13 protein-coding genes are annotated in these 13,398 nt (G+C 36.1%); 5 read left to right on the top strand and 8 right to left on the bottom strand.

Going from position 1 to position 13,398, the window contains the following annotated elements:
* Nucleotides 1–87: 87 nt before the first annotated feature.
* Nucleotides 88–1,575 carry an RNA polymerase factor sigma-54 gene (gene rpoN / locus IPI65_09640; GenBank protein MBK7441772.1) on the top strand — a complete coding sequence of 496 codons (1,488 nt, stop codon included), beginning with the start codon at nt 88–90 and terminating at the stop codon, nt 1,573–1,575.
* Entirely contained in the window at nt 1,572–2,189 is a 618-nt protein-coding gene (locus IPI65_09635; protein MBK7441771.1) for a hypothetical protein, read from the top strand. The genes rpoN and IPI65_09635 overlap by 4 nt, the downstream gene beginning before the upstream one ends.
* Here the strand turns inward: IPI65_09635 and IPI65_09630 are convergent.
* From IPI65_09630 to IPI65_09595, 8 genes are all read right to left on the bottom strand, one after another.
* Complete coding sequence (locus tag IPI65_09630) at nt 2,170–2,982, bottom strand: tetratricopeptide repeat protein (protein MBK7441770.1); 813 nt, start codon at nt 2,980–2,982, stop codon at nt 2,170–2,172. The genes IPI65_09635 and IPI65_09630 overlap by 20 nt on opposite strands.
* Nucleotides 2,979–4,793: a protein BatD gene (locus tag IPI65_09625; protein ID MBK7441769.1), complete on the bottom strand. Its 1,815-nt coding sequence runs from the start codon at nt 4,791–4,793 to the stop codon at nt 2,979–2,981. Before IPI65_09625 ends, IPI65_09630 begins: the two co-directional genes overlap by 4 nt.
* A gap of 1 nt (nt 4,794) precedes the next feature.
* Nucleotides 4,795–5,499, bottom strand: a complete 705-nt coding sequence (locus tag IPI65_09620; protein ID MBK7441768.1) for a tetratricopeptide repeat protein — start codon at nt 5,497–5,499, stop codon at nt 4,795–4,797.
* 1 nt (nt 5,500) lies between these two features.
* Nucleotides 5,501–6,544 (bottom strand): VWA domain-containing protein, encoded by a 1,044-nt coding sequence (locus IPI65_09615; protein ID MBK7441767.1) that lies wholly within the window; start codon nt 6,542–6,544, stop codon nt 5,501–5,503.
* 1 nt (nt 6,545) lies between these two features.
* Nucleotides 6,546–7,556, bottom strand: coding sequence for a VWA domain-containing protein (locus IPI65_09610; protein ID MBK7441766.1), 1,011 nt, complete (start codon nt 7,554–7,556; stop codon nt 6,546–6,548).
* Nucleotides 7,553–8,434 (bottom strand): hypothetical protein, encoded by an 882-nt coding sequence (locus IPI65_09605; protein ID MBK7441765.1) that lies wholly within the window; start codon nt 8,432–8,434, stop codon nt 7,553–7,555. The genes IPI65_09610 and IPI65_09605 overlap by 4 nt, the downstream gene beginning before the upstream one ends.
* 52 nt (nt 8,435–8,486) lie before the next feature.
* A complete protein-coding gene (locus IPI65_09600; GenBank protein MBK7441764.1) occupies nt 8,487–9,362 on the bottom strand; it encodes a DUF58 domain-containing protein in 876 nt (291 codons plus the stop codon).
* Nucleotides 9,363–9,432: 70 nt separating this feature from the next.
* Nucleotides 9,433–10,434: a MoxR family ATPase gene (locus IPI65_09595; protein ID MBK7441763.1), complete on the bottom strand. Its 1,002-nt coding sequence runs from the start codon at nt 10,432–10,434 to the stop codon at nt 9,433–9,435.
* Nucleotides 10,435–11,172: 738 nt separating this feature from the next.
* Here IPI65_09595 and IPI65_09590 point away from each other — a divergent pair.
* From IPI65_09590 to IPI65_09580, 3 genes are all read left to right on the top strand, one after another.
* Nucleotides 11,173–11,769 carry a T9SS type A sorting domain-containing protein gene (locus IPI65_09590; GenBank protein ID MBK7441762.1) on the top strand — a complete coding sequence of 199 codons (597 nt, stop codon included), beginning with the start codon at nt 11,173–11,175 and terminating at the stop codon, nt 11,767–11,769.
* On the top strand, nt 11,769–12,665 hold the full coding sequence (locus IPI65_09585; GenBank protein MBK7441761.1) for a T9SS type A sorting domain-containing protein: 897 nt from the start codon (nt 11,769–11,771) through the stop codon (nt 12,663–12,665). Before IPI65_09590 ends, IPI65_09585 begins: the two co-directional genes overlap by 1 nt.
* Before the next feature lie 168 nt (nt 12,666–12,833).
* Nucleotides 12,834–13,208: a group III truncated hemoglobin gene (locus IPI65_09580; protein ID MBK7441760.1), complete on the top strand. Its 375-nt coding sequence runs from the start codon at nt 12,834–12,836 to the stop codon at nt 13,206–13,208.
* The last annotated feature ends 190 nt before the right edge of the window (nt 13,209–13,398 follow it).

Here is a 13,398-nt window from a genome sequence, read left to right as displayed (position 1 = left end):
TAAATAAAAACTTACCACACAATAGTAAATTTATTCCTGTCACAAATAATTTCGGCTTAAATTTGGCGCAGGAACTGTACGACAATCATGTTAAACCAGCGTTTAAGTCAGAAATTATTACAAAAGCTATCGCCACAGCAGATTCAGCTCATGAAATTGCTGCAGGTGCCAACCGACCAGTTGGAGCAACGCATTAAGGAAGAACTTGAGGCGAATCCGGCTTTGGAAGAGGGTGATACCGGGGAAGAAGAACTTACCAGCACGGAAGAAATTTTTAGAGAAGAAGAAGGTAATCAGGAAGAAAACAGCGGCGAAAGTGAAGAGTCAAACAGCAGTGATGAACTGGATCTTGACGATTATATCAACGATGATGATGTAGCCGATTACAAAACTCGTGACGATAATTATGGTGATGATGACGATGATAATAAAACCGTTCCATACGCCGTAAGCGATACATTTCATGAAAACCTGACCAAGCAGTTAGGCATGTGTGAACTGGATGAACGTTATCATAAAATAGCTGAACAAATTATTGGCAGCATTGATGATGATGGTTATTTACGCAGAGAAATTTCGGCCATTGTTGACGACCTGGCATTTTCGCAAAACGTAATGACGGAAGAACCAGAAATTATTGAATTGCTGGATTTAATTCAGGGCTTTGACCCGCCGGGCGTTGGTGCGCGCGATTTGCGTGAATGTTTATTATTACAACTGGAAAGAAAAACACAAACAAAACATATTAAACTCGCCATTAATATTATTGAAAATTATTTTGATGAGTTTACGAAAAAACATTACGATAAATTAGCACGTCATTTAAAAGTTGAAGATGATGTTTTAAAACCGGTAATTGCGGAAATCACCAAATTAAATCCGAAACCGGGCGGAAGTGCAAAAGAAGACGGCACGAATTTATATCAATACATTATTCCCGATTTTACAATTGTAAATGTAAACGGCGACCTTGAATTAAAACTCAATTCGCGTAATGCACCTGAACTTCGTGTGAGTCGCGATTTCAGAGATATGATGGTGGATTATAAAAACAGTTCATCAAAAGATAAAAAACAGAAAGAAGCCATCATGTTCATCAAACAAAAAATTGATGCGGCAAAATGGTTTATTGATGCCATAAAACAACGTCAGCAAACGCTGTGGTCTACCATGTATGAAATCATGTTGCATCAATATGATTTTTTCCTTACCGGCGACGAAACTACCATGAAGCCGATGATTTTAAAAGATATTGCTGAAAAAACAAATCTGGATATATCTACCGTAAGCCGCGTGGCAAACAGTAAATATGTTCAAACCGAATTTGGCACTTATTCATTAAAATATTTTTTCAGCGAATCGTTGTCTACCGATACCGGTGAAGAGGTTTCTACCCGTGAAGTGAAAAAGATTTTATCCGAATTAATTGAAAACGAAGATAAAAAATCACCACTGAGCGATCAGGAACTGATGGAAGACCTTCGTAAACGCGGATATAATATTGCCAGAAGAACCGTTGCAAAATATCGTGAGCAATTAGATATCTCCGTTGCGCGTTTAAGAAGAGAATTATGATAAAAAAAATATTCGGGCATTTTTTTTCGATTTTATTTCTGCCACTGTTGTTGCCGCTTTATGGAACGTTTTATGTAATTTATACCAATCCGTTTTATTTTCCTGACAGCCCTTCATACATGTTAACGGTAATTCGTATTGCCCTGTTAACGTTCTTTTTTCCGGCTTTTACCATCGGACTTTTATCAGCTTTAAAATTTATTAAATCGGTAAATATGTTCGACAGGCAGGATAGAATTATTCCTTATATCGCTGCCGGTTTCTTTTATATTTGGGCTTATGTGGTTTTTTTGCGAGAAGGATTTAATCCGCAGATAACATTTATTCTTTTAGGTTCAACAATTGCCGTGTTTGTTGATTTTATGATTAATATCTTATTTACGAAAGTAAGTATGCACGCAACCGGAGCCGGTGGTATGATTGCAGTTATTATGATATTATTACCCTATTCATACGTAAATGTGTTGCCACTTTTCTTAATCACAATTGTTTGTGCCGGATGTGTAGGTGCTGCCCGACTTGCATTAAAAGCACATACTGAACGCGAAGTATATCTTGGTTACATGACCGGCTTTGTGAGCTTTATGATTGCTGCTATTTTTTTCCGTGGGTAAATGGATCTACAGCAGTAATTTCCTCAGATTTAATCCAGCCAATATCTCCATTTGGAATTTTAACTTCCGACCAGTCGTTGTCGCTGCTTAACAATTTCAATTTTAATCCTTCGTGTAGTAAAAATAAATTCGTGCTGTTTTCTGAAGGTTCACTTTTGAGAATAGCACTTGGTGACATTACAATGGCGAATTGATAATCACGGTCATAAGTATTTCTGCCCACTGCTCCAATTAAACAGATTAATCCGAAAAACAAACCGAACACAAAAACGAAAAAGCCCGGGCGCTGATATTTTTTAAAGCGGTTTATCCGATATAATGCAAAACCGAGTAGTGCAATCCAAATAAATGTTATTGCAAGAAAACTCCAGGTATGTGCAGTAAAAATATGAGTAAAATCGGACCACCATACAGCAAAAATAGATTGTGGAATCGGGTCAATTTCATCGCGAATACGGCGGTACGATAATTCCAGATTATAGGCTGCGTCTTCATTACCGGGATTTAAATACAAAGCCCGCTCATAATTTAAAACCGCCTTGCCTATTTCATTTGTTTTATAATAACAATTACCGAGGTTATAATATATTTCATCGGAAGGTCCGTTTTGATCAATCAGATTTTGATATACACGAATGGCAGTAGCGTAACTGTTATTTTCATACATCACATTACCATATACAAATGTTGTTGTATCAATAGCTGTGGCAACTGAAATGGTATCGGCAGTTTCTTCAGCGCGTACACTATTTAATGTTATTACAAAAATGATTAACCACAATCCCTTTTTCATTTGATTTCGTTTTCCAGTTTTGTAATTAAATCAACAGCCTGCGTATATATTTGTTGCAAAGAGCCTGAACTAACAGCAGGTGCGTATAATGACATCTCACAATCGTTTAATAAATTAATTAAGGTTGCAGATGTAGTTGCTGAAACATTTCTTTTACTTAGTACCTGTTCAACATTTTCTTTCGACAATTCACTTTTATTAATTAGCAGTTTATCGCTTAAATATCCCCACAACGCTTTTATTGTTTCATCAAAAAAATCGCGGCTGTTATTTGCAGCAGCATAGGTTTCTGCTTTTGCGAGTCGCTTTTTTGCATTGGCATTTGCGTTATTTATACGCAAACTCACCACATCGCTGTTTTTGCGTTTCTGATTGTATGTGTACACAAATAATCCTGCGCCGGAAATAATGGGCAATAAAAACAGGCAATAAAAACCGATACTACCCGCAAAATCGGGTCGTTCGGAAAAGTAAGTGGGATTGTGTTTATTAATAAAACGAATATCATTTGCCAATGCTTCCAGTTCCTCTTTTTTTGTAGCGTAATTTCCTGTTGAAGGATTGTAGCCGGGGCCAGCTTCCACTTTCACATTATAGGCTTCTGAAGCTAGTGATACATATTTATTGGTTGCCGGTTCAAGGTATGACCATGTGTACGACGGAATGGTAAAATCGCCCGGTGAGCGGGGAATTAATAAATATTCAAATGTTTTTGTGCCGGATGCCGTAGTAATTTTTGGTTCATAGGTTTCCCATCCCGGAGGCAGGTTTAATTCAGGAGCGCTGAATAATTCGAGATTGCCTGTACCCGTAATTGCTATGCGATAGGTTAAAGGTTCATCTGTTTTTGTTTCTGTGGCATTTATTTGCGTTTTCATCGTGAACTTTCCAACGGCGCCATTAAAATCGGAGGGGGTATTTGGTGGAAGTTCATTTACTTTAATTTTTACCGTATTCGATTTAATATTTACCAAAACCTGTTTGGCATTTGTTGCAAACGGATTAAAATTGCGTGACTGATTGCGTAATAAAACCGCAAAAATTGCATCAATTGAAAGTGGGTCAACCTCTAAGGTTCCGGAACGTTGTGGTGTGAGCATTGTTTTTTTAATAATGGAAACCTGATAGCGCACACCATTTATTGTTTCCGTTTTTAATTGCTGATCGGGTAAATCAATTTCATCAGCGTAAAACCCATCGTATTTAGGCGTAATAATATTTTGAAATCCGCGTGGACCAATAATATCACCTTTATCAGCAACATACATTTTAAGTGTAACAGCAATATTTTCGCCTTTATACACTTCCATGTCGCTCACTTCAGTTTTTATAAAAACATTTTCTTTCACATAACTTTCAATATCGCCATTACTGCTGCTTTGCGGGTCTTGTGATTTCTGATTGGTTTGTGCAGGTGTATTTCCTGTTGAAGTCGGTTTATCAATTACTTCAATAGTTATTGGTTTGGTAGAATAAGTTTGTCCGCTCACTTTTACATAAGCAGCATTAATTGTAAACTTTCCCAGTTTTTTGGGTTGAAGTACATAAGAATAAGCAATTTGCTGTGATGTTTTACCATTAATATTCTGGTAGCTCATACTTTGATTCGGTCCGCCCAAAACAATAAAATCACTTAATGTTGGTGGTCTGAAATCTTTTGCATCAGCACTGTTATTAATGGTAATGGTATATTTAAACCTGTCGCTGAGGCCAACCTTATTACTGCTTACAGTTGCTTCAACAGAAACATTCTGCGCAACAAGGTGATGCGCAAAAAATATACTGCTTAATACAATTAACCACTTTTTCATGTTACCAATCCTTTTCTGAATCACTGCCTGCGGGTTGTGCTTTTTGTTTATTTACTTTATTCTGCACATTTTTATCATCGCTGTTGAGTGATTGTAATATTCTTTCCAATTCTTCTTTCGTGTATTCTTTTGGTTGTGCGGGTTGTTGTTCTTTTTTTTGCGGCTGCTGATTTTCCTTATTCTGGTCCTGTTGTTTTTGTTGCTCTTGTTTTTGCTGTTCTTGCTTTTTTTGATCCTGCTTTTGCTGATCCTGTTTCTGTTGTTGTTTTTGTTGCTGTTGTTTCAACATTTTTTGTGCGTAAGCAAGATTATATTTTGTATCTGCATCATCCGGTAAATTGCGCAACGATTGTTTGTATGCATTAATACTTTCTTCATATTTTTTTTGTTGGAGATAAGCATTTCCCAAATTGTGTAAAGCCTGAGCTCTGGTTTCAGGGTCTTTAGCCTGATCGGCCGCACGCTGATATTGTTCGATTGCCGCATCGTATTGCTTTTGCTCATAATAGGTGTTACCCAGATTATAAGTTCCGGCATCCGATTCAGGATCTTCCGCGAGGGCTTGCTCATAACTTTTTTGCGCGCCGGAATAATCCTGCTGATTATATTTTTCGTTGCCCTCTTTAATAATTGCATTTGCCGATTGCCCGAAAGCGGCAGCCGCAGCAAAAACTAAAAGCAATAATGTAAGTCCCTTTTTCATCATATTATTTATCATCAAATAAATTCACTTTTTCGAGCCACTTCGGTTTTTTGTCCGACAGAAAAAACTCAAGCGTCAATAAAAATAATCCAATTCCGAGAAATAACTGAAAATGATTTGCATATTCAGTAAACTCATAGGTGTCGTCGGTTGTTTTATCCAGCGCATCAATTTCGTCGTACACATCGTCAATCACTTTTTTACCGCTGCTTAAATTCATATACAATCCATTGGCATCGGTAGCCATGTTTTGTAACATTGGTTCATTCAGTTTAGTTAAAATTACATTTCCCTGCCGGTCTTTTTTAAATCCGTCCACAACATTCCCTTTTCGCAGCGGAATTGGCGCTCCGGTTGAAGTGCCCACACCAAGTGTAATAATTTTAATATCCCTATCCGCGGCTTCCTGCGCCATTTCCACAGCATTATTATCATGGCTTTCCCCATCGGTAATTATGATAATTGCCTTGCCTTTTTTATTGTCTTTATCGCCACCATTTTCAAATGCATCGAGTGCAGTTTGAATGGCACTGCCAATTGCAGTACCCTGATTGGTAATGGTTCCGGTATTAATATTATTTAAATACATTAAAGCAGCTCGTGAGTCAGAAGTAAGTGGCATTTGCACATAACTTTCTCCCGCAAAAACAATTAAACCAATTCTGTTTGATGATAAACGTTCAATTAATTGTGCTGCCGATAATTTTGCTTGTGCCAGTCTGCTTGGTTTTACATCTTCTGCAAGCATACTGTTAGAAACATCAAAACAAATCATAATTTCAGCACTTTCGCCTTTTACTTTTTGTTTTTTTGAACCCATTCTTAAATTCGCAAGACCGAGAATAATAAATAAACAGGCACCCATTAATACCATAAATTTTATCCATTTTCTTTTAACGGAATTGCGGTGCATTAATTGCTCCACCAAAGCGCGGTCACCCATGCGGGTTATAGCTTTGTTTCGCCAATTGATATAGGCATAAAACAGCATTACCAAAACCGGGATAATGGCTAAAAAGTAAAATGCTATTTTATTTTCGAATTGCATATTAAGTTAATGAGCGGAATATGGTATTAGTTAAAATTATTTCTAAAACAATTAATATTAATCCAGCCAGCGCAAAGTAAAAAAAATGTTCATCGTAACGCTGGGTAATATCTACTTCAAATTTTTGTTTTTCAATCTGGTCAATCTGCTGATATATTTCAGATAATTTTTCTTTTGAATCCGCTTTAAAATATTGTCCTCCTGTTAAATTGGAAACATCTTTTAACATCGGCTCATCAAATGAAATGCGTGGGTCGAGTTCAAATATGCGGCGGCCATTTTTATCGATAACGGGAATTGGTGCATTTGCTTCTGTTCCCACGCCAATCGTATAAACCCTAATATTTAATTGTTTAGCCGCATTAGCTGCATCAACCGGCGAATATTTTCCACCAATACGCACACCGTCAGTTAATAAAATAATCACTTTAGTAGCCAGATTAACAGTGTCTGCCAATCGATTCACAGCCATAAATAATCCGTCGCCAATGGCTGTTCCATCTTTTAAGTACCAGTTATCGGCAGTTTCAACCTGAGCTTTCAGCATTTCATGATCGAGGGTGGCGGGGCATTGTGTAAATGCTTCTCCTGCAAACACCACTAATCCGATACGGTCGTTGGGGCGACTGTCGATAAATTCGTTAGCAGCCACTTTTGCTGCTTCCATGCGGTTGGGTTTAAAATCGATGGCATACATACTTGGCGAAACGTCAAGTGCCATCATAATATCTATTCCCTGTGATGATATTTTTTTATTACTGAAACCGGTTTGCGGGCGCGCGATAGCAATTACAATTAAAACAAATGCACTAATTCTCAAAATTGGCAATAAACGCATCCATTTAATTTTAGCAGGAACTTTACCGCTAAATCCGGCAATAGATGAAATTTGAAATGTTACAAATTTTTGTTTGCTCTTTTTTCTGATATAATAAATATAAACCGGCACCAGCAGGAGCAACAGCAGCAACCAGGGATCTTCGAATCGGATATTATTTAAATAATCTTTCATTTGTTTTGCTCCGTATTTGAAACTACCGGTGTTGTTTGTTCAACAAATTGTTTAACTAGTTCCATCGCTTTTACATTCTCATTAGCCAATGGGCGCGATTTTGCAAACTTTGCCATATCTGCAAGTTGTAAAACATAGGTAATATCCGGCTCCAATTGTTTTGCTTCCGGAATATGCTGAATTTGTTCAATTATTTCATCACTGGTGCTTTCCATCGCATTAATGGTAAAACGTTTTTCCAGATAAGTGCGCAAAATATCAGTAAGCTCCGAATAATATAATTTAAGCTGATCCTGTTGCCATAATTTTTTTGCTTCGAGTTCGTTCAATTGACCCATTATTATTTCCCGCAACGATTTTTTCACAACAGGTTTGGCAGGTATAATCGGTTTTTCTTTTTTGCGAATAAAGAAATACCAAATTAATAATCCGATAATTAATAAAGCAGCTGCACCGATTATAATTTGCAAAGTGGTAAATCGTGGAACCGAAACATCTTTAATTCCTTTTATGGGTTTAATCACAGCAGTAGTATCTACATCAGGTGTAAGCACATTAAACGGCAACGAATCGGACATCACCGAATAAATTGTTGTGTCGCGCAATTTATTGTAAGGCAATTGCACTTGCGGAAAATAATAATTACCTGCCTCATACACACTGTAAATAATTTCCTGTCGGTAAGTTAATTTTCCGTTTTCGCGTAAGGTATCAATTGGTTGGGTAGATATAATTTCGTAGCTCGCAATTTCATCTGCCGCAGGCCATAAACATTTTATGGTGCTATCGGCAGAAACGCTTATTTCAACACGGATATAATCGCCGATGGCATATTCAAATTTATCGGTTGCAACATGTATATTGATTTGTGCGCGCAAACTTTGGCACAAGAGCAATATAAAACCATATGTTACAATTTTTTTCAGCATGTTATTTTTTCCGTATTCTTTTTCTGAAAAAACTGTGTAATTCCTGTATATAAGGTTTCTGGCTATGAATAGAAATTGTATCAGCGCCGCTCTTTAAAAATGTTGTTTTAAAAGCCTGCACGTTGCGCATAAAGTTTTTGCGGTATTGTTCACGCACCATTTTATTGGAAGTATCTACCAGAACGGTTGCATTTTTTTCGGGATCATACATTCTGATGATACCGGCATCCGGTAATTCTTCTTCACGCTTATCGTGAATATGTACACCGATTACATCATGTTTTTTTGCTGCAATCATAAGTGGTTTATCATATCCCGAATCCATAAAATCGCTGAAAACAAATGCAATACTTTTTTTCTTTACTACATTACTGAAATATTGTAAAGCCATGGCAATATCGGTGCCTTTACCTTCCGGAGTTAATTCCAGCAAATCACTGATGATTCTTAAAATATGTGACTTACCTTTTTTGGGTGGAATAAATTTTTCGATGCGGTCTGAAAATAATATCACCCCAACTTTATCATTATTATTTATTGCAGAAAAACTGAGCACCGCGGCTATTTCTGTAATGAGTGCATTTTTCATCTGCAATTGTGTTCCGAAAAAAGCACTCTGACTAATATCGATCAGTAACATTACTGTGAGTTCACGTTCTTCTTCAAACACTTTTATATAGGGATGACTCATGCGTGCAGTAACATTCCATTCGATATTGCGGATATCATCACCAAAACTATATTCACGCACTTCACTAAAACTCATACCTCTTCCTTTAAAAGCAGAATGATATTCACCCGAAAAAATATTCTGTGAAATACCTTTTGTTTTTATTTCAATTAGTCTGACCTTTTTAAGAAGCGTTGCTTTATCCAAAATATGATCTGTTGTTGAAAGAAATATTTCTAATTAATAAGCAGTGTTACTTTAATTATTCCTTAATTATTTAAGGCACCTCAACCACGTTTAATATTTCAGCAATAATATCTTCCGCAGTAATATTTTCCGCTTCAGCCTCGTAGGTTAAGCCGATGCGGTGACGAAGTACATCCTGACAAACAGCACGTACATCTTCAGGAATAACATAACCTCTGCGTTTAATAAATGCATACGCTTTACTTGCCATTGCGAGGTTAATGCTTGCACGAGGTGAACCACCGTAAGCAATAAGGTGTTTAATTTTATTTAATTTATAATCTTGCGGTTTACGTGTAGCAAAAACGATATCGAGAATATAATTTTCAATTTTATCGTCCATATACACTTCCCGAACCAGGTCGCGTGCTTTTAAAATTTCTTCCGTTTTTACTACCTGTGCAATTTTTGAAACAGCGCCCATCACATTCTGACGGATAATTAATTTTTCGTCTTCCTTGTTCGGATAATCAATTACCACCTTCAACATAAAACGGTCAATCTGTGCTTCAGGTAATGGATAAGTTCCTTCCTGTTCAATCGGGTTTTGTGTGGCAAGCACTAAAAATGGTTCTTCAAGTTTGTAGGTGTTTTCACCAATGGTAACCTGTTTTTCCTGCATGGCTTCCAATAAAGCACTTTGTACTTTTGCCGGTGCACGGTTAATTTCATCTGCCAAAATAAAATTGGCGAAAATCGGACCTTTCTTTACACTGAACTGATTGTCTTTCTGATTGTAAATCATGGTACCAATTAAATCGGCAGGCAATAAGTCGGGCGTAAACTGAATTCTCGAAAATTTTGCATTGATAGCCGACGATAATGTTTTAATTGCCAGCGTTTTAGCAAGACCGGGAACACCTTCCAGCAGAATATGTCCCTGCGATAACAAACCGAGTAACAGTCTGTCGATCATATATTTCTGTCCCACAATCGTTTTCGCCGTTTCCAGCCTGAGTAAGTCGATAAACGCACTTTCCTGATGGATGCGTTCGTTTAATTCTTTAATGTCGGTAGATGCCGCAGTATCCATATTATTCAAGTTTGGTCTGAATCAAAAAACAATGCGTAAAATTAACTCCACATTGTTTGATTAAATTTAGTGTGCAAAGTTAATTAAGGTTAACGACAGGATAAACATTGTTAACCGTAGCTTTATAACAGGTAAACCTTGATTATTGTAGCTTTAGGACAGTTTAAAAACGATAACATGCAAAATAAAATTTCGGTTCGGTCAAAATCAGGTGATGTGGCTTATTTACGGGCAATTAGATGTGACTTTCAGTGCTTTCCGGCATTAGATTAAATTATTACAACTATTTTGAGGCCTTGTTGTTTGTGGATTCCAATGAAAACCCTTTACCCAATTTACTTTTTGCGCTTGGTCAGCGCTGGTATACGCGTTTTTTATTTTTGGAGCAGCAACATCCCAGTCCCAATAAACTCCCCTTCCGGCTCTTCGCTGCAACAACCAGATAATTCATAATTTACTCAAAACCGGCTGTTTAATTAGCACATCAACACATTAGCACATCAGCACATTATGTTGTTTTCGCTGCGATCCGGGCTAGGATTTACTATGTCGGTATATTCAAACTTACTATTGTGGTAATATTTAATTTACCGTATGTGAGCTACTTAAATTCAAAAGGGTATTTAATATTAAAGCTGCTTAGTATGCGGCTTTAATCATTTTCAAGAACCGTAATTCAAAAACTTCAAAGCACCGCCGGTGAAACTAAATAAAAAATTGTACATTTACTATTCCAATATGAAATCTGAAACACAGAGTTATGTATTAAAAAAGGGTTATTTGCTTGCCTTATACCCTGGTTCAACTGCTTTAGCATATGGCACAGCCACTATATATAATATTGACCCTACGCAACTGTACTCAAATAGTGGAAATAGCTATTTATATAAAATGAATGTATGTTATAACGATAGTAATCATTTACACCCATTTGAAATCCAAGGTATAACCGGGCCAACAACAAATGTTCCAGAATGCTCGGGATTAACCGGGGGTTCAATTTGCATTACGGTGCCACCAAGTTCATTTGGTTATATTGAGGTTCCTTTTTACATTGCTCCACGTGAAGGTCTTATTTTAATGGACACCCAAATTGAAATTTATCCAAATCCTACTGCAAATAGTTTTAATATTGCTTGTACAATTCCTGAGGAATTAATTAATGATTTTGAGGTTAATATATTTGATTTAAATGGTAAAATATTACTACAAACAAAAACCACACAACATGCTGATATTGATGTTAGCACTTTACCGGCAAACATTTATTTTGTTACAATTAGCAATCCACAGAAATGTTTTCTAATAACAAAAAAACTCATTAAAACGGAATAATGCAACACAAAAAATTTAGTTTAAAACAATACTCTGGTCTTTCCGGGGTATTGTTGCTTATAAATAGTCACTCTAAAGCCCAGGCTATTTACACTTCCTTTGACCCCGATGTGATGCTAAGTTTGGATGGTGACTTTACTTATATTGATATAGATTTGGATGGTACAAATGACTTCTTTTTATTAAAAAAGAGTAGTTATTTTACTAGCTCCTTCTACAGCATTTATCGTTTTAATAGAATTTTTAAATGTGGGCCTAATTTTAACCCTGACAACGAGATAGCTGCACAAATGGTGACACATAGTGCTGGTGGACCTACAACTTACTTTCCGTATGCCTTGCTCGGTGGCGATTTAATTAATAATACGTTAAGTTTTCAAGATGGTCACTACCAACTAATGGGAATTGGATTTTATAAAGTTAATGAAACACCATGGTCATGGCATTATGATAATGGCTCCTGGCAATTTAAAACTGACTCAGCCTATCTCGGTGTTCGGTTTCTTGGTGCTGATGATTGTAAACATTATGGTTGGATACGTTGTTCTGTAGGAGATTCTTTAGAAACCCTCACGGTGCACGATTTTGCTTATGAATTAAAATGTAATACACCCATTGCCGCGGGTGATACAATTGGTGATACTACAACAGTTAATATTAGTGAAATAAATAATTTAGATGCAACCATTTACACCTTTAACCAAAATATTTATATTCATTTAAATACGTCGGAAACTGCAAATATTCAGGTTTTTAGCATAACAGGAACACGAGTTTACAACATTACTTTAACTGAAAAAAATGCCGTAATTAATTTAACTCAATATCCCGCTGGAAGTTATATTGTTCAATTAAAAACAAACGACAAACAATTTTCAAAAATAATAGCATTGTAGGTTATAACACTTATACTTATTTTTAAACAACTTGGTAATTTTTTTCTTTCCAAAAAAACATTTCAATTTAAAATTTAATACATTTCAACTTCATAAAAAAGTTGAATTAATCAATTTAGCAAACAACATGAAGCCAATTATTTACTCGAACAATTTTTTTTAATAATAATGCAAAAAACAGATATTATTTCAATTAATGAAATAAAAAACGTGATTGACACTTTTTATGAAAAAGTACGTGCTGATGATGTAATCGGATTTATTTTTAATGATATTGCTAAAGTTGATTGGGAACATCATATGCCGGTAATGTATTCGTTTTGGGAATCGACAGTATTTGGCACCGGAAATTATACACGAAATGCCATGACTCCACATTTTGTTTTACAGGAAAAAATAAAATTTACATCCGCCCATTTTGAACGCTGGATTTTATTATTTACTACAACGGTAGATGAGTTATACGAAGGTGAAAATGCAGCAACCATGAAAATGCGTGCTAAAAGTATTGCCGGTATTATGGAGATGAAACTGAAGGGTTAAATTGCTTGAATAAAGCGCAAAATTATAGCCGGGAAAAATCATCTAAAATTATATAACTAATTGACTATCAATTATTTAACTTTTAATAATTGCCCATTTTATAGCCGGAAATGGTCATTATACCCGTTATTATTTCTACCCCCAAAAAACAGTTACTTTAAACCATAAATTCAAATAAAATACTTTCATT

The organism is Bacteroidota bacterium (assembly GCA_016706255.1).
GTDB lineage: Bacteria > Bacteroidota > Bacteroidia > Chitinophagales > BACL12 > UBA7236.
This window is presented reverse-complemented; position numbering and strand designations above follow the sequence as displayed.